Source organism: Sorangium sp. So ce117 (genome assembly GCF_051524395.1).
Taxonomy (GTDB): Bacteria; Myxococcota_A; Polyangia; order Polyangiales; family Polyangiaceae; genus Sorangium; species Sorangium cellulosum_B.
In genome coordinates, this window is record NZ_CP150309.1 from 10,874,036 (window position 1) to 10,896,255 (window position 22,220).

Here is a 22,220-nt window from a genome sequence, read left to right on the forward strand (position 1 = left end):
ACAGCATGTCGACACACGCAGAAGCAGCTGGCGCGCACGGGCACGGGCACGGCCATGGCCACGGCGCAGACCACGTGCCTCACGTCCTGCCGCTCAAGGTCTACATCGCCACGTGGCTCGCGCTGCTCGTGCTCACGGTCGTCACCGTGGGCGCGAGCTACGTCGACCTCGGCGCGGCCAACCTGGCGATCGCGATCCTCATCGCGACGGCGAAGGCGGGCGTCGTGGCGCTCATCTTCATGCACCTCAAGTGGGACCATAAGTTCCACGCCCTGATCTTCGCGTCGTCGCTCATCTTCCTGGCGATCTTCATCGGCTTCACCATGTTCGACACGGCCAACCGCGGCCGGGCCGAGGGGATCGAGGCCGAGCGGCCGGCGGACATCAAGGCGCCGTTCGACGGCAAGCGCGCCGCCGACGACTGGAGGATGAAGCGGGCGCACAAGGCGCCGCCGCCGCCCGCGCACGGCGCGCACGGCAACGGAGCCGAAGAGGCCAAGTGACCGGCCCGGGGCCGAGCGCCCCGCCGGCGCGAGGCCGAACGTAACCCAGCCAACAATTCCAAGTCACGGTATTCGCTGGGGTTTTTCCTGACACCCCCCGGATGTGGGCCGGGGCGCACCTCGCGCGTGCTCGCGGCTTTCGTGCGCGGTACAAGGGAGCGGATGCAAGGCAACGTCGGAAGGTTGCTCCGGGATGGACGCCGGACGCCTCGACCACGCCCTGGAAAGCCCCCCTGTCCGCGCGCGGATGCAATCCTCCTTTCAGCCATGGTCGCTTGACGCCGGGCACGACCCCGCCAAGAGCAGCGCGCCCCCTGCGGCGCGCCGGCGGCTCGCTGTCCTGCTCTCCGGGCCGAAGCCCCCCTCCTGGGACACCGCCGACAGGTGGCTGATCCAGCTGCGGTGGGGGGCGATCGCGGGGATGATCGCGACCACGGTCGCGGGCAGGAAGCTCGTCCCCGACCTCGGGCTCGCTCCGCTGATCGTCGGCATCGCCGCGATCGCGGCGGCCAACGTCGCCTGGACCATCCGGGTCGGGCGCGCGCGCCGGCCGGACGGGGGCGAGCCGTCGGCGCGCGAGCCCGCGCAGGATCACGCGCGCGCCCAGCTCGTGGGCGACGTGATCGCGAACGCCTGGATGCTCTGGTTCTCGGGCGGGCTGGCGAACCCCTTCGCCGTCTTCCTCGCCTTCCACATCGCCCTCTCCGGCCTCCTCTGCCCGCGGCGCACGACCGTGCTCGTGGGCCTGTTGACGCTGGCCGCGATCGCCGTGCTCACGTACGCGACGCCGCTGCCGCTCGACGCGGCGCCGCTCGGCGGCGAGCGCATCCGGCGGCTCGGCGACCTCGTGTCGCTCACGTCGCTGACGCTGTTCCTCGGCTTCTTCGTCGTCGTCTACGCGCACAGGCTCGAGGAGCTCCGGCAGCAGAGCCAGCGGAACGAGCGGCTGGCGATGCTCGGGCGCATGGTCGGCGGGATGTCGCACGAGCTCAGCACGCCGCTCGCGACGATCCTCCTCGCGAGCAAGGACCTCGTCGACGTGGCGCGCGAGACGGGCTCCGAGGACGCCGCGCGCATGGCCGAGACCGTGGCCGGCGAGGCGCGGCGCGCGAGCGACATCATCGGGCTGATGCGCGGCCAGATCCGGCTCGATCAGCGGCTGGAGCCGCTCGAGCTCACCCGCTTCGTGCGCGACCTGGCGAAGGTCGAGCTCGCGCGGCTCGGCTACCGCGGCGAGCTCGCGTTCGACACGCCGCGGCTGGTGCAGGCGGACGTGCTGCGGCCGGCGCTCTGCCAGGTGCTCGTCAACCTGCTCGCCAACGCCGCCGAGGCGACGGCCGACTCGGCCGAGCAGCGGATCGAGGTGAGCGTCGTCGAGCGCGGCGACGTCTGCGAGATCGCGGTCTCCGACAACGGGCCGGGGCTCAACCCCGACATCGCCGGGCGGCTCGGGGAGCCGTTCCAGACGACGAAGATGGAGCAGGGAGGCATGGGGCTCGGGCTCTACATCAGCTCGATGATGGCCTCCCGCATGAACGCGGTGCTGCGCATGGAGAGCGTCGAGACCGGCGGCGCGAAGGCGACCTTGCGCCTCCGCCTCGACGGGAGCACGGGCCCCATGGACGCGGATCTGCCCGGCGCGCTGAAGCGCTCCGGGGCCGCCTGAGGTGAAGATGACGCGACGGATCGAGACGGCGCTCCTCGTGGACGACGACGACGCGTTCCGCACCACCCTGCAGGGCGCGCTGCGCCGCCGCGGGGTCGTGGCGAGGACGGCGGCGACGATCGACGAGGGGCTCGTGGCGCTCGAGTACGAGCCGGTGGACCTCGTGGTCATCGACTACCGCATGCCGCGCGGCGACGGGCTCAGCGCGCTCGCCCAGTACCGCAAGCTGCAGCCCGACGCGGCGATCGTGATGCTGACCGGGTTCGGGGACATCCCGCTCGCGGTGGCGGCGATGCGCGAGGGCGCCGACACGCTGCTCAGCAAGCCCATCGACGCGGACAAGCTGCTGCGCGAGGCCGCGACCCTCCGGGAGCGCCAGCGGCCCCCGCCCTCGGCCTCGGCCTCGGCGGCGCCGACGCCGCCGCCGGGGAGCCTGAAGCTCGACGATCTCGAGCGCGAGGCGATCCGCGCCGCGCTGCGGGAGTCGGGCGGCGTGGTGGCCACCGCGGCGAAGCTGCTCGGGATCGACCGGCGGACGCTGCAGCGGAAGCTGAAGAAGCTCGGCGGCTAGCCGCGCGCCGGCCTTCCCGGGCGGGCCGAGGCTAGGCTTTGCCGAGCGCGTCGAGCGCGCCAAGGACGTCCCTCACGACGTCCTCGGTCTCCTCGATGCCGACCGACAGGCGGATCAGCGCGGGGGAGATGCCGATCGCCGCGAGCTGCTCGTCGCTGAGCTCGTGGAAGCTCATGATGCAGGGCTGCTCGATGAGCGTCTCCACGCCGCCGAAGCTCGGGGCGATCGCGGCGATGCGCGTCCCATCCACCACGCGCGAGGCCGCCTCTCGCCCGCCGCGCACGGTGAAGCTCACCACGCCGCCGAAGCCGCGCATCTGCTCGGCCGCGACCTTGTGATCCGGGTGCGACGGGAGCCCCGGGTAGAACACCCGCTCCACCGCGGGGTGCGCCTCGAGCGCGCGCGCCACGGCGAGCCCGGTCGCGTTCTGCCGCTCGATGCGGAGCGCGAGCGTCTTCATCCCGCGCCCGATCAGCGCCGCGGCGTGGGGATCCATGATGCCCCCAAGGACGCTCCGCATGTCGCGGATCAGCGAGATCAGCGCGCTCGATCCGGAGACCGCGCCGCCCAGGACGTCGTTGTGGCCGGACAGGTACTTGCTGGCGCTGTGGACCACGAGGTCGATGCCGCGGCCGATCGGGTCGGAGTTGCAGGGGGTCGCGAACGTCGCGTCGACGACCGTCTTCACCCGCGCCTTCTTGCAGATCTCGGCGAAGCGGGACAGGTCGATACAGTGGAGATAGGGGTTCGTCGGCGACTCGCTGAGCGCGAAGCGGGTCCGCGGCCGGATCGCCGCCTCGAGCTGATCGAACGCGCCCGGGTCGATCAGCGTGTGCTCGACGCCGAGCCGGGAGAGCACGTTGATCACGAACTGCCGCGTGCGTCGGTACACGTCGCGGAACAGGATGACGTGGTCGCCCGCCTTGAGGAGCGCGAACGCCGTGGTCGTCACCGCCGCCATCCCGCTCGCGAAGAGCAGGGCGTCCTCGGCGCGGTCGAGCGCCGCGATGCGCTGCTCGACCTCGCGCACGGTGGGATTGCCGTAACGGCCGTACTCCTGCCGCTCGGGATCCGCGTCGCCTCCGGCGAAATAGCGCTCGAGGTCCGCCGTGTTCGCAAAGGTATAGGTCGCCGTCTGCGCGATCGCAGGCGCGAGGGTGTGGGAGGGGCGCTGGCGGAGTACGCCCGCATGCACGGCTTCGGTCGAGTTCGGCAGAGCGGTCTTCATGGTGCTGGGGGCTGGATACCTCGTGGAACCGGCGGTGATAATTGTCGCACTTGACGCGTCGGAAATATAGGGAATACCATCGGATATGTCGCAACGAGTCGAGCGCCTTGCGGCGGCCATCGACGTACACGCCGAGAACGTCGCCAAATTCAAACGTGGTGAGCTGACCCCCGACCAGTTCCGTCCTCTACGGCTGGCCATGGGTGTCTACGCGCAGCTCGCGCACGTGAAGCACATGCAACGCATCAAGATCCCTGGCGGACAGCTGACTGCAGAGCAGCTCGAAGCCCTCGCGGAAGTGACCGAGCGGTGGGGTCGCGGGCTAGCGCACGTCACAACACGCCAGGACATCCAGCTGCACTACCTGGAGATCGAGGAGACCATCGACCTGCAGCGCACGCTCGTGCGCGCGGGCGTGACGGCGGTCGGCGCATGCGCCGACACCGTCCGCAACGTGACCGCATCGCACCTCGCGGGCGTGGTCGAGGACGAGGTGTTCGATGTGACGCCCTACGCGCACGCGGTCACCGAGCATTTCCTCTTCCACGAGCACAACCGGCGGATGCCGCGAAAGTTCAAGGTGGGCCTGTCGGGCAGCGCGCGCGATCACGCGCAGATCATGATCAACGACGTCGGCCTCCTGGCCAAGGTCGGCGATCTCGGCCAGGGCTTCGCCATCTACGTGGCGGGCGGGCTCGGCTCGACGCCCGAGGTCGCCCACCTCTGGCGGGAGTTCATCCCGATCGCCGATCTGCTGCCGGCGTGCGAGGCGGTGGTCAGCGTGTTCTTCCGGGACGGCGAGCGAAAGAACCGGAAGAAGGCGCGGCTCAAGTTCCTGCTCCGCAAGATCGGCGAGGCCGAGTTCCTGCGCAGGCTGGACGAGGAGTTCGATCGCATCAAGGCGGCGCGGGGCGAGGCGCTCGCGGCCGACGTGGTGCGGTACGTCTCCGAGTACCGGGAGAGCGACCCGCCCCCGCTCGAGCCGTCGCGGGAGACGCTCGGCGACGGCGCCTTCGCGCGCTGGAAGCGGACCAACACGATCCCGCAGAAGCAGCCCGGCTACCGGGTGGCCACCGTCAAGCTGCCGCTCGGCGACATCACGGGCGAGCAGCTGAAGCGCCTGGCCGACATCTCCCGTCGCTTCGGCAACGGCGAGGTGCGGGCGACGAACACGCAGAACTTCGTGCTGCGCTGGGTGCCGGAGGCGAAGATCCTCGGCCTGCACCGCGAGCTCTCGCAGATCGGCCTCGCCGAGGCGGACGCGGGGCACATCACGGACGTGGTGACCTGCCCCGGCGGCGATTACTGCACGCTCGCGATCACGAAGAGCATGGAGGTCGGCACGCGCATCCGGGATCACCTGGTGCCGAACGGCAGCCGCCAGGAAACCGAGGACTTCGTCAGCTCGCTCGGCGAGTTCGACATCAAGATCTCGGGGTGCCCGAACTCGTGCGGTCAGCACCACGTCGCGGACATCGGGATGACGGGCCTGATGGTGAAGGGCAAGGACGGCGTCGAGCGCCCGCACTACTCGCTCCGCGTGGGCGGCTGCTGCGGCCCGAGCGCGCGCATCGGCGAGCGCCTCGACGGCCGCATCCCCGAGGAGGAGACGCCCAAGGTCATCGCCGCGATCGCGCGCTTCTACATGGCCGGCCGCGCCGAGGGCGAGAGCTTCCGCGACTTCGTCACGCGCAAGGGCGTGCAGGAGATCACCCGCGCCGGCTTCGCCGCCGCCGAGGGCGCCGTCTGACCGAGCCCCCGCCGTCCCGCGCCCCGCTCAGCTGCGGCGGCGCGGGATGAGGGGGGGATCCCCGGCGAACGGGTTCATCGACAGCGCGGCCAGCACGCCGGCCGCGCCTGCCTTCACCTTCTCCATCCCCGGAGCGACCGGCGCGAGCTCCTCGCGCTCCTCGATGAGCTCGGGGGGGATCTCGAGCATGAACCGGCTCGGCGTCCTCGGCACCATCTTGCCGCGCGAGCCGCGGTGCTTCGCCCGCGTGAGGTAGAGCCGATCGCGGGCCCGCGTGACCGCGACGTAGAAGAGCCGCCGCTCCTCCTCGATGCTGTGGCCGCCCGTGTCGCCGCCCTCCGCGCCGCTCGGCGCGGCGTCCGTGGCGCGCTCGTCGAGGCTGCGCTGGTGAGGCATCAGCCCCTCCTCCAGGCCGATCACGAACACGTACGGGAACTCGAGCCCCTTCGCGCCGTGCATCGTGGTGAGCGTCACCCGATCGGTGGCCTCCTCTTCCTCCGAGTCCTGCCGCAGGGCGAGCAGCCGCAGGAACTCGGCGAAGCTCGCGCGGTCCCCCTTCCCCTTCTCGTCGCGGCGCGCGAAGACGTTGAGCAGGCCCTCGATGTTGCCCCAGCGGCGCGCCGCGGCGTTGGCCGTGGACGAGCCGGCCATGATGTCTTCCTTGAAGCCGGCGTCGGCGAGGAGCGCGCGGGCGACCTCCGCGGAGGGCTCGCCGCGCTCGAACCGCGCGCGCGTGGCCTCGATGATCCGGAGCAGCTGGCGGCAGCCCTCGATGGCGGCGGCGGTCAGCTCGTGGACGGCGTGCGGCCGCGACACCGCCGTCCAGAGCGACGCGTCGTGCGCCGTCGCGTAGGCGCCGAGCTTGGCCACCGCGACGTCGCCGATGCCCCGCGCCGGGTAGTTCAGGATGCGCCGCAGGCACATCTCGTCGCCCGGGTTGAGCGCGACGCGGAGGTAGGCGATGAGGTCCTTGACCTCCTTGCGCTCGAAGAACTGCTGGCCGCCGATCATCCTGATCGGGATCTGCCGCTCCTTGAGGGCCGACTCGATCGCGGCCGCCTGGAGGTTCGAGCGGTACAGCACGGCGATGTCCTTCGGCCGCGCGGCCTCCCGCTCCAGGAGGCGCTGCGCCTCCGTGGCCACGAAGCTCGCCTCGACGTCGGGGTCCACGCAGATGATGGACCGCACCTTGTCGCCCTCCAGCCGGGTGGCGATGAGCGACTTCTTGTGCCGCCGGGCGCCGGACTTGGCGAGCACCGCGTTCGCGACGTCGAGGATCGGCTTGCGGGAGCGGTAGTTGTGCTCGAGCTTGACGACCTTCGCGCCGGAGAAGTGCTCCTCGAAATCGAGGATGTTGCGCACGTCGGCGCCGCGCCAGGCGTAGATCGACTGGTCGTCGTCGCCGACGACCACCACGTTGCGGTGCTCGCCGCAGAGCAGGCGCAGGAGCTCCAGCTGCGCGCGGTTCGTGTCCTGGTACTCGTCGACGATCACGAAGCGGTAGCGCATCCGCCAGCGCTCGAGGACGTCGGCGCGCGTCTGCCAGAGGCGGACCACCTCGCAGATGAGATCGTCGAAGTCGAACGCCTGGAACGAGCGCAGCGCCGCCATGTAGCGCGGGTACACGAGCATCGAGATCTCGTCGTACTCGTCGATTCCCTTGCCCTGCCGCTGCGCCTCGGCCCAGGTCTCGGCGTCGAGGAACGCGTTCTTGGCGTTCGAGATGCGCGAGAGGATCGCGCTGACGTCGTAGCTCTTGCCGGCGCGGAGCTCGCGGAGGATCTCGCGGATGACCCCCAGGGCGTCGGACTGGTCGAAGATGGCGAAGGAGCCGCCGCGCAGGCCGAGGGCGCGGGTCTCCGCGCCGAGGACGTCGAGCCCGAAGCGGTGGAAGGTGCACACCTTGAGCTCGCGCGCGACCTTGGAGCCGACGAGCTTGCCGACGCGCTCGTGCATCTCGGCGGCGGCCTTGTTGGTGAAGGTCATCGCCAACATGGAGCGCGCCGGGATGCCGCGATCGAGAAGGCGGGCGATCCGCGTGGTCACCACACGCGTCTTGCCGGAGCCTGCGCCGGCGAGCACCAGCATTGGCCCGAGCTCGTGCTCGACGGCCGCACGTTGAGACGGGTTCAATAAGTCCGACACCGTGCCGTGGCCTAGCCCGGCGCGCGGCGGAGCGGGAGCTTGATTTTGTCGGAGCGCGGAGGAGGCGCGAGATGCCCCCTGGAAAGGCTCAGATGCCGGGCGGCGTGGCGAACTGCCCAGGGAACGGGTTTGCCTCCCGGCGGCGCTGGACCTCGTCGAACGTCCAGGGCGCCGTCCCGCGCTCGTTGAAGAGGGCCACGCCGATCACGCCGACGTTCCTCGTGTCGCCGTGCTTCTGGTTCGCATAGGAGCCGCGGACCGAGCCGAAGCGGAACGCGGCGACCGTGTCGACGGACTGGCGGAAGCCGTCGATCTCGAGCTCGCCGTGGGGATCGATCAGGTAACCGCGCTTGCTGAACGTCGCGGCCTGGCCGTCCATGACGTCGAGGCCGTCGACGGAGACGACGCACTCGATCCGGGTCGGCGTGAGGTTGCGCAGCACGATGCTGTAGCGCTGGCCGGCCTCGCCGATGACGTGGCTCTTCTCGCCGGCGACGAAGCCGCTCAGGAAGCCGCCGCCCTCGCCGCGGAGCCCGACCGCGACGGCGCCGCCGGCCAGCGTGAACGCCTGCGGCGACGTGCGGCGGAAGCCGGACGCGCTCGCCATGGCGCGGGCGCCCTCGGCGTCGTTGTAGAACAGGCTCGCGACGACGAAGGGGCGGTTGACGTCGGCCCGGACGAACGGCGCGGTCGAGATGCGCGACACGCGCGTCTCACCCCACTCGGTGCCGAGGCCCGGGCGATCGATGGGCTCGGGCGCGACCTGGCTGCTCGGCGCCTTGCGCGCGGCCCCCTCGGCGCGCGAGGCGCCGCCCGTGGCGGAGGGCCGCTCGATCTCGGCCGCAGGCGCCGCGGGCGAGGCGTCGGGCGACGGCGGCGCGGCGGGCGCGCCCGGCTCGTCGAACGCGGCGCCGTCCTGGAACCCCTGTGCGCCGGAGGGCTCGGGAGCGCCCGTGATCGCGCGTCCCCCCTTTGCCGTGGAATCCGCCGGCCGGGCCGCTGTGCTGCCGCCGCAGCCGGCGGTGCCCGCGAGGAGCGATATCGCCAAACAAGCCAGCCCGATTCGTCGCATCCGGTTCATGGTCCCTCCACTCCGCATTTGCGGTGTCGACCAGAGAACGGGCGCGACGAGGCTACCTTACAGCCGAGCGCGCCTGCGCCCCGGCGTGCGCGGACGGCGGCGCGGGCGCGGGGGGTTCACTCGCCGCGATCCAGCGCTGCGCGAGCGCGAGCCCGAGCGCGGCCGACGCGACGGCGAGCGCGCAGACGGCGAGCGCGGAGGCGCGCGACGCCGCACGGGCGACGGGCCGCGCCGGAGGTGCGCGCCGCGTCGAGCGCGCCCTCGGGCGGCGCGAGAGGCGCGCGGCGCCGGCCGACGCGGCGAGCAGCGGTCGGCGAAGCAGCTCGGCGGGCACCTCGCCGCGCACAGGCGTGCAGGCCGCGACGGCGTCGGCCGCGGTCGGGGTGAGCGCGGTCGCGCTGACCACCGGCCCGGCGCTCGAGGGCGATCCCTCGTGCAACCGGACGTGCACTCGGCGCACAGCGGCTTCCATGTCGGCGGCCGTCTGGAAGCGATGCTCGGGCGCCTTCGCGAGCGCGCGCAGGATCAGCTGCTCGAGCGCCGCCGGGATCGGCTGCGGCGCGAAGCGCGACGGAGGAGGAGGCTCCTGCTCGCAGTGAGCGACGCGGAGCGCGTCACCCCGGCCGCGCAGCTCGTCGAAGGGGCCTCGCCCGGCGACGAGCTCGTAGAGGACGAGGCCCATCGCATAGATATCCGCGCGCGGATCGATCGGCTGGGCGGCACACTGCTCGGGCGCCATCGTCCTGGGTGTGCCGATGACGGCGTCCGGGGCGGTCAGCGAGGCGCTGGCGTGGAGGAGCTTCGCGACGCCGAAGTCGAGGACCTTGAGCGTGCCGTCGTCGCAGAGGAACAGGTTCTCGAGCTTGAGATCGCGGTGGACGATGCCCGCCGCGTGCGCGAGCGACAGCGCGGACAGGGCCTGCAGGACCAGGTCGAGCGCGGTCGGAACCGCGACCACGCCGAGGCGCGCGAGCTCGGTCCGGAGATCGCGCCCTTCGAGGAGCTCCATGGCGAAGTAGGGGCGGCCACCGTCGGTCACGCCGAGATCGAACACGTCGGGGAGACCCGGGTGGCGCAGGCGAGCGATCGAGCGCGCCTCGGCGCGCAGGCGCGCAGAGAGATCGCTGCGGCCGGCGTGGCTGCGGTGCAGCACCTTCACCGCGAACCGGCGACCGAGCGCCCGGTGCTCGACCTCGTACACCTCGCCCATGCCGCCCTGACCGAGCAGGCGCAGCACGACATAGGGTGTGCCGGGGAGCGGCTCTCCCTCACCCAGCGCGCGGAGCGGCCACGCGCCTTCGGACGGCTCGCCCTCGCCTTTCGCGCGGAGCGACCGCGCGAAAGGCACCCTCGGCGCGAGCGACACCCCGCGCGCGTAGAGCAGCGTGCGCGCCCCGGAGCACTCGGCGGACGCGCCGCTCATCGCGCCTCTCCGACCGCGAGGTGCGCCCGCGCGCTGCGCTCGCCGTCCGGCGGCGCGGCGCGCCCCGCTCCGCCGTGAGCCGGCGTCTCCTTGCCCCCGCCTTCGCCCAGCGCCTCCGCGAGCGCCGCGGCCATCGCGTCCGCCGTCTGCCAGCGGAGCCCAGGATCCTTCTCGAGCGCGCGCGCGACGGCGTGATCGAGCGCCGGAGGCACCCAGAGGAGCGAGCGAAGCCGCGGCGCCGGTGTGTTGAGGTGCGCCCGCATCACCGCCATCGAGTCGACAACCGGAAACGGACCGCGCCCGGTGATCGCCTCAAAGAGCAGGAGGCCCACCGCGTACACGTCGGTGCGAGCGTCGACCTCCTCGCCGCGGATCTGCTCGGGCGACAGGTAGCGCGGCGTGCCGAGGACGTTCGAGCCCGTCGACGGCTCCAGCCCCTCGCGGCTCACCTTCGCGATGCCGAAGTCGATGAGCACGGCGTGCTCGGCCTCGGGCACACCGGGCGCGCTCTCCAGATCGGCAACGCCCTGCTCGGCGCAGCTCGCTTGCGCGAGGAAGACGTTCGCCGGCTTGATGTCGCGGTGGACGATGCCAGCGCGGTGCGTCGCCGCGAGCCCGCCGAGCACCTGGATGGCGATGTGCACGGCGGTGGGCGTCGCGAGCGGTCCGCGCGCGTCGAGCCGCTCGCGCATCGTCTCGCCGAAGAGGCGCGGCATGACGAGGAAGGGCCGGCCGTCGCTCGTCACGCCGACCTCCTCGACCTTCACGATGTGGGGATGGCTCAGCGTCGAGAGAGCGCGCCCCTCCTGGACAAGGCGCGCTCCGATCTCGCTCGACCCCTCGTGCATGGCGCGGAGCAGCTTGAGCGCGCGCAGCTGGCCGCGGCGCCCGGTCACCTCGAAGACCTCCGAGCACGAGCCTGCCCCGATCCGACGGAGCACACGGTAGGAAGTCCCCGGCAGCGGCTGTCCGTCTTTCTTTTGCACCATGTCCGTCGACCTCCCTCGCGGGGGCGCGCGGCGGAGCGCCGGCGCCTTCGTTCGGGAAGGGAATCGTCGCTCTCGTGGCAGAAGTTGCGCGAACAAACCGCTCAGATCATCAAAAAACGCGCAATCAACGGATGTGCAGTGGGGCGCGCTGCGGGCCGTTCAGGGCTGCACAAGGGGCGCGCGGCCTTCGCTCAGTGATAGAGGAACCACCGGACGCCCGGCTTGATCTCCATATGGTAATGGTCGACGTGCGCCGCATTGAAATTGGGCGTCAGCACGTATGTAAAAATCCCGAGGTCCGCCGCTTCGCACACGATGGACCGGAGCTCGCGCGCCTCGGGGAGCTCGGGCTGGGGCGCCCCCTCACCGCAGGTCTTGTCCCCGATGCGGCCGTGGAAGTGGCGCGCGACGCTGATCCAGGTGCCGTCGCGCTTCTTGAGGGCGCCGACGTCGATGGCCAGGCCGGCGGGGTGCCGCGTGCCCGGCGGAGCCCACGTGCCGCGGGGCTTCTGCGCTGCATCGCTGCGCAGCGCGACGTCGCCACGGTGCTTGACCGGAGACGTCGTCGCCCGGGTCGGCCCCGCGGCTTTGCGACGAGCAGCGCGGCGCGCTCCGACCTTGCCGGCGTCCTTCTTGGCCGGCCCGCTGCGCGCAGCGACCGTCCGCGTCCGCTGGCCAGGAGCCTTGGAAGCGGCGCCAGGATCGGCTTCCAAGGCGCCCTTCTCCTGCGGCGCGGCCCCCGCTGCGGCCTTCTCCTTCGGAGCGGCCCCCGCTGCGGCCCTCGCCTTCGGCCCGGCCTCTGCCACACCCTTCTGCTTCGGCCCGGCCTCCACTGCGGCCCTCGCCTTCGGCGCGGCCTCCGCGGCCCCCTTCTCCTTCGGCGCCGCCTCCGCCGACCCCTTCTCCTTCAGGCGTCGCGGCCGCTCCTCAGGTGCCTTGGACGTCGCATCGAGCGCGCCCTTCTTGCCGAGCTCCACCGGCGGCGCAGGCTCGACCGGCGAGGCCTGCCTCGTCGATTCCTCGCGGGCAGCGCCGTCCGCGGCCTCTGCCTGTTGCACCGCGCTGTCAGCGGCCTTGGCATGAGCGATCGGGTGCCCGTGCTCTCCGTCGCCGTCCACGCCCTCGCGGCCGCGCATCGGCACGTTGGGTCGATACATCGTGTAATGGACGACCTCGTCGATATCGTGCCTTGAGAGCACGGCCGCGAAATCGTCGAGGGCGAGCGCGAGGCGCGCGTCCAGGATCTCGAACATGCTCGTCACGCGCTGCTCGGGCGGGAGCACCGAATGAAAGTTCACGCCGTTCAGCCGACCCGTGAGCCGGATCGGAGCGCGCACCCCGGGCGCGTGGTCGACCTTGAGGTACAGGATCTTCCGGCGATCCAGCTCCGCCAGCGCCTCTTCGTTCGTCATGTTGGCGTAGCGGTACGCCGGAGACGCCTCGGCGACGCTCGCCGCCGGCGTCATGAGGAACGGCGACGCGGCCGACGCGGGCGCCGGACCGAGCGTCGCGACGGACGCAAGCAGCGCGCAGGCCAACGGCTTCATCAGACAGCGAAGTCGGGAAAACGCCACAGCGGCCGCACTCTAACGTGGCCGGGCTGGAAGGCTAGAAAATGGGCGGTGGCTGGACCCGTGTGCAGCACCTGAATCGCGCCGCCCCGAGCGCTGACCATCGCGGAGGGACATCGTGGCGGCTAGGCTGAGCGCGCGCGGCCGCGACCCCGGGTCGCCGCGATCCCCGCGTAAGCCCCCGTACCGCGCGCTCCCCTCCGCGACGAACACGCCTTGCAGCCGCCCACACCCATCGAACCGAGCCGAGACGCCCGCGCACCTGCCGGCGACGAGACACCTGGCGCGCCGGCAGACGCGAACGCCGCGCATGCGAGCGCCGGTGAGCGCGAGCGCCCGCGGCCGCCCGAGCCGACCGCGGCGCGCGCGCTCCTCGCCGCTGGCATCACGACCGCCGCCGTGACGGCGGTGTCCTACGCAGCGCCGAAGAGCTACGCCGGCACGCTCGTCGGCCTCACGTTCTTCGCGGCGACGTCCTGGCTCGTGCTGAGGTACGACGAGTCGACGATCCGCGCCCACGGCCTGTCCCTCGGGGGGCTCCTGGAGCCCGTGCCGCTGTCGGCGAGGCGCCTCGCCCGCGCCGCGCTCCACGCCGTCGCCTGGGCGACGCTGGTCGCCGCGATCGTCTTCCCGCTCTTCTGGCTGGGCTACCGGCTGTACTGGGGCGCGACCTCGCCGTTCGTGCTGCGCCCGCCGCCCTCGCTCGCCGACGAGATCGCCGCGCAGCTGCTCGTGGTCGCGCTGCCCGAGGAGGCGTTCTTCCGGGGCTACCTCCAGAGCGCCCTCGACCGCGTCTTCCCGCCGCGCTTCCGCGTCGCCGGCGCGACGCTCGGCCCGGCGTGGCTCCTCTCGTCGGCGATCTTCGCGATCGGCCACGTGCTCACGATCCAGCACCCGGCCCGGCTCGCCGTCTTCTTCCCCGCGCTCCTCTTCGGATGGCTGCGGGCGCGCACAGGCGGCATCGGGGCGCCGCTCGTGTTCCACGCGGCATGCAACCTCCTCTCCCTCACCCTCGCCCGCGGCTACGGCCTGTCGCCGTGAGCGCCTCCCTCTAGGGCGCGGGCCGCACCTCTCGCGGCGCTCCGGCGCGCCGCCGCGTCACGCCGGCGGTCGCGACGTCGGAGGCGGTCGCGAGGCCGGCGGCGGTCGCGACGTCAGCGAGGGTGGCGGCTGCGACGTGTGCGGGCCCAGCGGGAGGCCCGAGCTGGAGATGCCCGCGCGCGTGTCGACCGCCCAGAGGACGATCGCGGCGACGACCGGGCCGATGAAGATCCCCGCTGCGCCGAACAGCTCGAGCCCGCCGAAGATGGCGAGGAGCGCGATGAGCGGGTGCATCCCGCCGTGCGAGCTCTGGACCCACGGCCGGATCACGTTGTCCGAGAGCCCGATGAGGACCGCCGCGGCGCACATGCCGATACCCGCCCCGATGCGCCCGACGACGAACAGGTAGATGGCCGCCCCCAGCGTGACCGGCGTGGTGCCGATCATGGGGACGAGCGAGAGCAGCGTGGCCAGGAGGCCGAACAGGAACGCGCCCGGCACCTTGCAGGCAAACAGCGCGATCGTCGTCAGCGTCCCCTGGACGGCCGCCGTCGCGAGCAGGCCGAGGACGGCGCCGTGCACCGTGTCCTGGATCGACGCGAAGAGGACGTCCGTCTCCTCGTTCCTGAACGGCGACTGCGTGAGCAGCCAGCGCAGCAGCAGGCCTCCGTCGCGGAGCAGGTAGTAGAGCGCGACGACGAACAGGAAGGCGTCGACGATCGTCTGCGGCACCGCGGCGACCATGCCCCCCGCGAAGCCGGCGATCGAGCTGCCCACCCGCTCGAACAGGTTGCTCACGTACGTGCGGACATCGTCCCCGGACAGGCCAGCCCTGTTGAGGAGCCCCGTTATCCTCCCGTCGTTCAGGAGGCCTTCGACCCGCTCGATCGTGTTCGACCAATCCCGCGCGAAGAAGCGGCTTATCGAGGCGGAGGCCTCGATGATGATCACCGCGAGCGGGATGCACACGAGGATGATCACGCCCGCCGTCGAGATCGCGGGCGCGAAGGCGCGGAAGCGGCCGAGTCGAGGCGCGAGGCGGCGCTGGAGCGGGGAGACGAGGAGCGCGACCAGACCGCCGAGCAGGACGGGGACGAGCAGCCCCTTCACCATCCAGAAGAACAGAGCGATGAGCCCCGCCCGGAGGGCGAACGACAGCCACCGATCGGACTGAAAATCTTGCTGCATCGCCGGGTGCGCTCGCTCCTGCGCCGCGCTCAGCGGCCCATCGTGGGCCAAGGTAGGGTGGGCCTCCGGCAACCACCAGCGATTTCCGCGTTGCGCAAGCGCGGCGCCTCGGTTCCAGGATACAGTCAGGCTCGGCTGACGACCGCGGGGCGCACGGCCGCCTCCACAGCCGCATCAGCTGGAGGGAACGAGGATGAGCAACAGCGGAGGCGGAGTTCCGCCCGGCGGCGGAGGCTGGGGCAACGCAGGCGGCGGCTGGGGAAATGGCGGTTGGGGGTCGGGCCCACCCGGCGGCCAGGGCGTGGCGCCGGGCGGCGGTGGCGGCGCGTCCTCGCCGGGCGGAACCCCGCCGCCGGGCGGATACCCACCGCCGGGCGGAGGATACCCGCCGCCGGGCGCAGGATGGGGCGTGCCCCCCGGCGGCTACGGCGCGCCGCCTGGAGGCGGCTGGGGCCCGCCGCCGGCTCACGGCGGCGGACCGCCTCACGGCGCCCCGGCGCAGGCCTACTCCGACAAGGACCAGGCGACAGCCTTCATGCTCGCCGTGTTTCTCGGGACCTTCGGCGTCGATCGCTTCTACCTGGGCCAGACGGGGCTCGGGCTCCTCAAGCTGTTCACGTGTGGTGGACTCGGCTTCTGGAGCCTCATCGACACGATCCTGATCGGCACCGGATCGATGCGAGACGCCCAGGGGCTCGTGCTCAGGCGCGACGCGCCCGTCGGCCACCCGACCAAGAGCCAGTCCACGCTGTTCTTGCTCTCCTATTTCCTCGGCTACTTTGGCGTCGATCGCTTTTATCTGGGACAGACCGGGCTCGGCATAGCGAAGCTCTTGACGTGCGGCGGGCTCGGCATCTGGTCGCTGATCGACATCCTCATGATCGGCATGGGGCGCTTCCGCGACGCAGAGGGCAACTCGCTGCGGTTCGAGCGCTGATCGAGGGGCACGCCAGGTCAGGAGGGCAGCGAGCGGAGATACCGAGCCTCGCTGGCCGTCGCCGCGCAGCGCGCGGCGACGGGGCTACTCCAGCGCGAGCATCCGCACGGAGCGAGGCACGAGCCGCACCTCGAGCGCCCCGCGCCGCGCCTCGAAGTGCGCGTCGTCCAGCACATCGCGCGCGCGCTGGGCGCTCACGGTGACGCGCGCCACCACGTCCGCGTCTCCGGGGTTCAGCAAGAACAGCACCCGCGGCGTGCCCGACGCATCCTCGTGCAGCGTCGCAAAGACACTGTCGGGATCACACGCGAAGGCCGGCAGGCCGAGCGCGTCGATGGCGCGAGACACCGCGGCGTCGGCCGCGGCGGGGTCGTCCTGGAGGAGCGCCGGCAGGTTCTGTCCGGGGGCGAGGAGCCGCTTCAGATCGTAGGGCCGCGGCAGCTGGCGGAAGGCGCCGTCGAAGGTGGGCTCGCGGGGGCCGAGCGTGATCAGCGTCCCCTGCCGGGACGTCGCCTCCAGCCACGCGAACAGCTCCGGGCTCAGGCCGCCCGAGGTGGCGCAGATGACCCAGCGCGCCCCGACGAGCGAGATGTCGCGATCCTCGCCGCCGACGTGGGCGTAGGGGACGCCGCGCGCGTCGAGCGCCTCCTCGAACGCACGCACGAACGTGTCGGACTCCACAGCGAGCGGGTAACCGAGCCCGAGGTCGTCCTCGAGGCAGCGATCGCGGGCGCCGAAGTTCATGATCGAGAAGAACGCCCCGGTGAGCGGGCCGAAGGCGTGCATCACGCGGGAGAGCCGGCGCTCCGTGCGCGGCGTGACGATGCGCACCGGCGCCGGGCGGCGGAGCTCGTGGAACCTCGTCGCCTCGAGGGCCGCGGAGAGCTTCCGCCAGAAGGCGGCGAAGGGACGAGGGCGGCCGCGCGGATCGATCGGCGCGCCGATCCAGCGGTCGCGCTCGACCGCCATGTAGATGTTGTACCCGCGCAGCCCGTACGCGAGCGCGGCCATCATCACGAACACGCTGTCGCGCTCCTCGAGCGGCGGGAAGAACGGCGGGAAGCCGGCGCCCATCTCGCACGCGAAGGGGGGCAGCGCGAGCGCCTCGCAGCGCACGGCGAGCTCGCTCGTCCGGCGGGCGAGGATCTGCCGGCTGCTCGGGCTCGCGACGCTGTAGTAGTCGAGGCCGACGAGGTCGACGACGCGCGAGATGCGCGCCGGGTTGAGCGGCGTCGCGTCCTGTCCCATCGGGAAATTGTGCATCGTTGGCAGGCCGTCGACGCCCGCCGCGGAGAGCGCCCTCGCGAAGCGCCCCATGGCGGTCTCGAGGAGGTGCTCGTGGAACTCGCTCCAGTCGAGGTGGCGCGCGAGATCGGCCGGCGTCTCGGCGTCGAACGCAACAGGCGGCGTGATCGTGGCGAACCGCAGGTCGCCCTCCTCGGCCTGCGCGCGCTCGCGGACGATCGCGCGCACGAGCGCCGCGCCGGCGTCCTCGGTCGCGTCGCCCTCCGGCGCGGGCTCCACCCTCCTCGTCGCATACGCGCGCTGGAGCGCCTCGATCGTCCGGTACTTCTCGCGCAAGAAGTCGCGGTAGAGGGAGATCGCGTCCGGGTGGTAATCCTGGTCGTACGCCCCGTCGCGGAAGTAGAGCGCGCCCTCGTTGTCGATCTGCAAGAGCACGATGGGCCCGTCCGGGTAGAGGTGCGGCTTCAGGACCGGGGCGAGCGCGTTGAAATAGCGGGCGACCTCGTCGTGGAATGCGTTGCTCGCGTAGCTCGGGACCGGGAACCCGTACGGCAACATCGGGAGCACGACCGGGTTGTTCCGCGCCGAGCGGGCCTGGCAGCTCGGGTCCCAGATGACGCGCTCGGGGATGCCGAAGCAGGTGAGCTCAGCGTTGATGTGCGGGCCCGGGCGGGCGATGACGTAAAAGCCGAGCTCGTGCGCGAGGCGGAGAAAGGCGCCGACGTCGCGGCGCGGATCGAGCCGGCCGAAATCGAACTGCCCCGGACCGGTCTCGTGAACGGCCCACGGCACATAGATGTCGATCAGGTGAACGCCGAGCGAGCGCGTGGCCTCGAGGCAGGCGCGCCAGTGCTGCGGGTCGAGCCGCCAGTAGTGCACGCTGCCGGCGTACAGCGGGACCAGCTTGCCGCCGATGTCCAGGCCGCCCGGGACAAGGCGTACCCCCCGCGCGAAACGTTCCTCTGGAGAGATCGCGTCCTGGGTCGTGGCCACGCGCGCGCACACTAGCAAGGATCGCGGGGAGATCGATACCGCCGCGTTCGGCCCGGCGCGCGCCGGATGGGGCGACGTCGGCTCCGCGGCACAGCGCGCACAGCGCTCAGCGCAGGATCGCCACCGAGCGCGCCACGAAGTCGTAAACTGGCCCCCAGTAGACCCCGAGCAGCACGGTCGGAACCGCGAGCGCGCACGTCGTCGCGCCGAGCAGCGGCCGCACCGGTGTGGGCTCGGTGCGATCGCTCTTGTCGAGATACATCGTGCGGAGCAGGCGCGCGTAATAGAAGAGCGAGATCACGCTGTTCAGCACGCCGACGACCGCGATAGCCCAGCTCCACGCGCCCCCGGCGGCGAGCAGCGCCGAGAAGAGGTAGAATTTGCCGATGAAGCCCGCCGTCGGGGGCAGGCCGGTGAGCGAGACGAGGAACACGGCCATCGCCGCGGCGACGAGCGGGGCGCGGCGCCCGAGCCCCCGGAAGGCGGCGAACGTCTCGTCTCCTCCGCTCTCCTCGGCCACGGCCATCACCACCATGAACGCGCCGAGGTTCATGAAGCAGTAGGTGACGATGTAGAAGGCGATCGCGGCGACGCCGGCGCCGCTGAACACCGAGAAGCCGAGCAGCATGTACCCCGCGTGCGCGATGCTCGAGTAGGCGAGCATGCGCTTCACGTTCTCCTGCTCGAGCGCCGACAGGTTGCCGACGGTCATGGTCGCCATCGCGAGGCACCCGAAGAGCACCGGCCACGGCGTCGCGACGCCGGGCGGCGCGCTCCCGGCGCCGAGCGCGTCCGAGAAGAAGCGGATCAGCACCGCGAAGCCGGCCGCCTTCGGCCCCACCGAGAGGAACGCGGTCACCGGGGTCGGCGCGCCCTCGTACACGTCGGGCGTCCACATGTGGAACGGGGCGGCGCTGATCTTGTAGCCGAAGCCCGCGAGCATGAAGACCGTGCCGACGAACACGACCTCCGGCACCTTGCCCTGCTGCGCCGTGAGCGCGGCGATCCGCGCCGCGCACTCGTCGAGCCGCATCGACGCGGTGATGCCGAAGATCCAGCTCATCCCGTAGAGCATGATCCCCGACGCGACGCCGCCGAAGATGACGTACTTCAGCGCCGCCTCGCTCGATTTCGCGTCGTTGATCTTGAAGCCCGCCAGCACGAAGCTCATGACGCTGACGAGCTCGATCGACAGGTAGATGAGCAGCAGGTGGCGGCTCGCCGCCATCAGGTTCATGCCCAGCGAGAGCACGAGGATCAGCGTGAAGAGCTCGCCCGTGTCGCGGCGGAGCTCGGGCTCGATCCCGGGGGCCCGCGGGGGCACCGAGAAGAGGACGATCGCCCCGGTGACGAGCGCGAAGATCACGCGGAAGAGGTTCGAGAAGCGATCGAACGCGAGCAGCCCGTGGAAGAGCGCGCGAGGGGCGGCGTCCGTCGCCAGGAAGTACGCGCCCAGCCCGCCCGAGCAGGCGAGCGCCGCGAGGCTGAGGATCACGAGGCCGGCGAGCTTGAGGCGCGCCGGGGACGCGAGGTCCCACACGATGAGCAGCAGGGCCGCCGCGATGAGGACGAGCTCCGGCGCGAAGTAGGCGAGGCTCGCCACGTTGTCGAGGGTGCGGGGTTCCACGGCTTACCTGGCGCTGGCGAGGGCGCCCTGCCCCGGCGAGGCGCCCTCCTCCGGGGCGCCCGCGCGGGCGTACGCGGCGCCGCCCACGCTGTCCGCGCTCGGCGCGCCGGCGATCTGGGACTGCCCCGGCCTGTCGACGAGGCGGTGCACGTCGAGGGCCCCGCGATCGATGAGGCTGAGCAGCGGGCGCGGCCAGAAGCCGAGGACGAGGACCAGCGCCGCGAGCGGCGCGACCGACGCGAGCTCTCGCCCGCTGATCTCCGGGAACCTCCCGCCGAACGGCTCGAGGTACTTGCTCTGCCGCCACGACGCGCGGAACGTGCCGAGGAACATCCGCTGGAGGGCCCAGAGGTGGTAGGCCGCGGTGAGGATGACGCCGACGGCGGCGAGGATCGTGAGGACGCGGTAGCGCGGGAAGGCGCCGATGAACGTCATCGCCTCCCCCCAGAAGCCAGACAGGCCGGGCAGGCCGAGCGACGCCATGAACGCGAAGCCGACGAGGGCGGTGTAGAGCGGCATCTCCGAGGCGAGGCCGCCGAACCTGTCGATGTCGCGCGTGTGCACGCGGTCGTAGACCACGCCGACCAGGGTGAAGAGCATCCCGGTGATCAGGCCGTGGTTGAACATCTGGACGAGGCAGGCCTGGATGCCCTGCGGCGTCATCGCGCCGAGCGCCAGCAGCGTGAAGCCCATGTGGCTGACGGAGGAGTAGGCCACGAGCTTCTTCAGGTCGCTCTGCGCCATGGCGCAGAAGGCGCCATAGAGGATGTTGACAACCCCGAACACCGCCATGGCCGGCGCGGCCCACTGCGTCGCCTCGGGCAGCAGGGTGAAGTTGATGCGGAGGATGCCGTAGGTGCCCATCTTGAGGAGCACCCCCGCGAGGATCACGCTGATCGCGGTCGGCGCTTCCACGTGGGCGTCCGGCAGCCAGGTGTGGAACGGGAACATCGGGATCTTGATGGCGAACCCGACGAAGAGCCAGATCCAGACCACCTTCACCGCGGCCACGCCGAGGATCGTGAGCCCCTGCGCCGCCCAGGCGACCCGCGAGAGCTCCGGGATCGAGAAGATGCGCTCGGTGGCCTGGCCGTCGACCAGGTAGGTGTGGCCGGCGTTCAGGTAGAACCAGATGAACGCGAGCAGCATGAAGACGCTGCCGGCCAGCGTGTAGAGGAAGAACTTGATCGCCGCGTACTCGCGCCGCGGTCCGCCCCAGATGCCGATGAGGAAGTACATCGGCAGGAGCATCACCTCCCAGAAGACGAAGAAGAGGAACAGGTCGAGCGCGATGAAGACGCCGAACATCCCCGTGACGAGGAGGTTGTACATCGCGAAGTAGCCCTTGAGCTGGTCGTGGACGCTGTAGCTCGCGAGGGCGCCCACGAACGAGATCAGCGCCGTGAGCAGGACCATCGAGATCGACACGCCGTCGACGCCGACGAAGTACTCGACGTTCAGCGAGCGGATCCACACGCCGTGCTCGATGAACTGGTAGCCGTCGTTCCCGTCGGCCCGGGTGAAGCCCCGATCGAACTGCGCGTAGAGCCACGCCGCGAGCACGAGGTTCACGCCCATCAGCACGACGGTCATCAGCCGGAGCTTCCTGTCGTCCCGGTAACGCAAGAGGTGCGCGAGGAAGACCGCGACCACGCCGAGCAGCGGCAGGAACGTCAGGATCGAGAGGATGTGGTCGCCGACGAAGCCAAGGCTGCTCCCGCGCTCCGCGTGGATGCCCATCGCGACGGTCCGCCCCGGCGCAGCCGCGCCGGCCGCCACCGCGTCCGACTCGACGACGACGTGCCCGTAGAGCTCCCGCGCGCGCACGCCCGCGGTCTTCCACCGGACCACGACCTTTCGGCTCGCGCCCGGCGGGAGGGTCGCCGCGGCGGCGCCGCCCTCGAGCTCCACGCTGACGCCCGGCGGGACGCGCGGGTCCTCGGGGGATGTCCGCACGATCACCCGCGTCACCTTCAAGGGGCCGTCGCCCTGGTTCTCGATCGTGAACGAGCCGACGTGATCCGGCCCGCTCGCGGCGAGCTCGACAGGCGCGCCGGGCGGCTCCGCGCGCAGCGCGATCTGGCCGCGCGGCCCGGGCGCCCTCGGCGCTTCGAGCGCCTGCGCCAGCGCCGGCGGCGCCGCCCCGAGCACGACGGAGAGCGCGACAAGGAGGGGGATCAGGAGCTTCATCGAGGTGGACCTGGCCGATCTCGCGAGGGCGAATCCACGGCGCATGCTGACGAGGGAGAGGTTCGACATCGG

At 71.7% G+C, this 22,220-nt stretch carries 16 protein-coding genes; 6 read left to right on the top strand and 10 right to left on the bottom strand.

What is annotated here, in order from left to right:
* Positions 1-5: 5 nt before the first annotated feature.
* From WMF46_RS40765 to WMF46_RS40775, 3 genes are all read left to right on the top strand, one after another.
* Positions 6-503, top strand: coding sequence for a cytochrome C oxidase subunit IV family protein (locus tag WMF46_RS40765; RefSeq protein WP_437982154.1), 498 nt, complete (start codon positions 6-8; stop codon positions 501-503).
* A gap of 193 nt (positions 504-696) precedes the next feature.
* Entirely contained in the window at positions 697-2,169 is a 1,473-nt protein-coding gene (locus tag WMF46_RS40770) for a sensor histidine kinase (protein ID WP_437982155.1), read from the top strand.
* A 7-nt stretch (positions 2,170-2,176) separates the two neighbouring features.
* Positions 2,177-2,740 carry a response regulator transcription factor gene (locus tag WMF46_RS40775; protein WP_437982156.1) on the top strand — a complete coding sequence of 188 codons (564 nt, stop codon included), beginning with the start codon at positions 2,177-2,179 and terminating at the stop codon, positions 2,738-2,740.
* 31 nt (positions 2,741-2,771) lie between these two features.
* Here the strand turns inward: WMF46_RS40775 and WMF46_RS40780 are convergent, their stop codons facing one another.
* Positions 2,772-3,968: a trans-sulfuration enzyme family protein gene (locus WMF46_RS40780; protein WP_437545856.1), complete on the bottom strand. Its 1,197-nt coding sequence runs from the start codon at positions 3,966-3,968 to the stop codon at positions 2,772-2,774.
* Between the two features lie 85 nt (positions 3,969-4,053).
* Between WMF46_RS40780 and WMF46_RS40785 the strand changes: the two genes are divergently transcribed.
* On the top strand, positions 4,054-5,718 hold the full coding sequence (locus WMF46_RS40785) for a nitrite/sulfite reductase (RefSeq protein ID WP_437982157.1): 1,665 nt from the start codon (positions 4,054-4,056) through the stop codon (positions 5,716-5,718).
* 27 nt (positions 5,719-5,745) lie between these two features.
* Here WMF46_RS40785 and WMF46_RS40790 read toward each other — a convergent pair whose 3' ends face one another.
* The 5 genes from WMF46_RS40790 to WMF46_RS40810 all read right to left on the bottom strand — a co-directional run bounded on the left by WMF46_RS40790 (position 5,746) and on the right by WMF46_RS40810 (position 12,903).
* Positions 5,746-7,863, bottom strand: a complete 2,118-nt coding sequence (locus tag WMF46_RS40790; protein ID WP_437904797.1) for an ATP-dependent helicase — start codon at positions 7,861-7,863, stop codon at positions 5,746-5,748.
* 88 nt (positions 7,864-7,951) lie between these two features.
* Positions 7,952-8,935: a hypothetical protein gene (locus tag WMF46_RS40795; RefSeq protein ID WP_437982158.1), complete on the bottom strand. Its 984-nt coding sequence runs from the start codon at positions 8,933-8,935 to the stop codon at positions 7,952-7,954.
* Between the two features lie 61 nt (positions 8,936-8,996).
* Positions 8,997-10,367, bottom strand: a complete 1,371-nt coding sequence (locus WMF46_RS40800) for a serine/threonine-protein kinase (RefSeq protein WP_437982159.1) — start codon at positions 10,365-10,367, stop codon at positions 8,997-8,999.
* On the bottom strand, positions 10,364-11,356 hold the full coding sequence (locus WMF46_RS40805) for a serine/threonine-protein kinase (RefSeq protein WP_437545866.1): 993 nt from the start codon (positions 11,354-11,356) through the stop codon (positions 10,364-10,366). Before WMF46_RS40805 ends, WMF46_RS40800 begins: the two co-directional genes overlap by 4 nt.
* 191 nt (positions 11,357-11,547) lie before the next feature.
* Positions 11,548-12,903, bottom strand: coding sequence for an extensin family protein (locus tag WMF46_RS40810; protein WP_437982160.1), 1,356 nt, complete (start codon positions 12,901-12,903; stop codon positions 11,548-11,550).
* Positions 12,904-13,143: 240 nt separating this feature from the next.
* Here WMF46_RS40810 and mrtC point away from each other — a divergent pair, with 240 nt between their 5' ends.
* Complete coding sequence (mrtC, locus tag WMF46_RS40815; protein ID WP_437711967.1) at positions 13,144-13,968, top strand: myxosortase MrtC; 825 nt, start codon at positions 13,144-13,146, stop codon at positions 13,966-13,968.
* A gap of 57 nt (positions 13,969-14,025) precedes the next feature.
* Here mrtC and WMF46_RS40820 read toward each other — a convergent pair whose 3' ends face one another.
* Complete coding sequence (locus WMF46_RS40820) at positions 14,026-15,207, bottom strand: AI-2E family transporter (RefSeq protein ID WP_437982161.1); 1,182 nt, start codon at positions 15,205-15,207, stop codon at positions 14,026-14,028.
* A gap of 142 nt (positions 15,208-15,349) precedes the next feature.
* On the opposite strand from WMF46_RS40820, the gene WMF46_RS40825 reads away from it, so the two are divergent.
* A complete protein-coding gene (locus tag WMF46_RS40825) occupies positions 15,350-16,093 on the top strand; it encodes a TM2 domain-containing protein (protein WP_437982162.1) in 744 nt (247 codons plus the stop codon).
* An 84-nt stretch (positions 16,094-16,177) separates the two neighbouring features.
* On the opposite strand, the gene WMF46_RS40830 is transcribed toward WMF46_RS40825, so the two are convergent.
* From WMF46_RS40830 to WMF46_RS40840, 3 genes are all read right to left on the bottom strand, one after another.
* A complete protein-coding gene (locus WMF46_RS40830) occupies positions 16,178-18,331 on the bottom strand; it encodes a beta-galactosidase (RefSeq protein WP_437982163.1) in 2,154 nt (717 codons plus the stop codon).
* Positions 18,332-18,437: 106 nt separating this feature from the next.
* A complete protein-coding gene (locus WMF46_RS40835) occupies positions 18,438-19,958 on the bottom strand; it encodes an NADH-quinone oxidoreductase subunit N (RefSeq protein ID WP_437982164.1) in 1,521 nt (506 codons plus the stop codon).
* A 3-nt stretch (positions 19,959-19,961) separates the two neighbouring features.
* The gene (locus WMF46_RS40840; RefSeq protein WP_437982165.1) at positions 19,962-22,217 is read right to left on the bottom strand and encodes a complex I subunit 4 family protein; all 2,256 of its coding nucleotides are present in this window, start codon (positions 22,215-22,217) and stop codon (positions 19,962-19,964) included.
* Positions 22,218-22,220: the final 3 nt, after the last annotated feature.

Bases quoted from the DNA above. Each gene is read 5' to 3' on its own strand.
- WMF46_RS40765 (WP_437982154.1), top strand. From the start codon at position 6: ATGTCGACACACGCAGAAGCAGCTGGCGCGCACGGGCACGGGCACGGC.
- WMF46_RS40770 (WP_437982155.1), top strand. From the start codon at position 697: ATGGACGCCGGACGCCTCGACCACGCCCTGGAAAGCCCCCCTGTCCGC.
- WMF46_RS40775 (WP_437982156.1), top strand. From the start codon at position 2,177: ATGACGCGACGGATCGAGACGGCGCTCCTCGTGGACGACGACGACGCG.
- WMF46_RS40780 (WP_437545856.1), bottom strand. From the start codon at position 3,968: ATGAAGACCGCTCTGCCGAACTCGACCGAAGCCGTGCATGCGGGCGTA.
- WMF46_RS40785 (WP_437982157.1), top strand. From the start codon at position 4,054: ATGTCGCAACGAGTCGAGCGCCTTGCGGCGGCCATCGACGTACACGCC.
- WMF46_RS40795 (WP_437982158.1), bottom strand. From the start codon at position 8,935: ATGCGACGAATCGGGCTGGCTTGTTTGGCGATATCGCTCCTCGCGGGC.
- WMF46_RS40800 (WP_437982159.1), bottom strand. From the start codon at position 10,367: ATGAGCGGCGCGTCCGCCGAGTGCTCCGGGGCGCGCACGCTGCTCTAC.
- WMF46_RS40805 (WP_437545866.1), bottom strand. From the start codon at position 11,356: ATGGTGCAAAAGAAAGACGGACAGCCGCTGCCGGGGACTTCCTACCGT.
- WMF46_RS40810 (WP_437982160.1), bottom strand. From the start codon at position 12,903: ATGAAGCCGTTGGCCTGCGCGCTGCTTGCGTCCGTCGCGACGCTCGGT.
- WMF46_RS40825 (WP_437982162.1), top strand. From the start codon at position 15,350: ATGAGCAACAGCGGAGGCGGAGTTCCGCCCGGCGGCGGAGGCTGGGGC.
- WMF46_RS40840 (WP_437982165.1), bottom strand. From the start codon at position 22,217: ATGTCGAACCTCTCCCTCGTCAGCATGCGCCGTGGATTCGCCCTCGCG.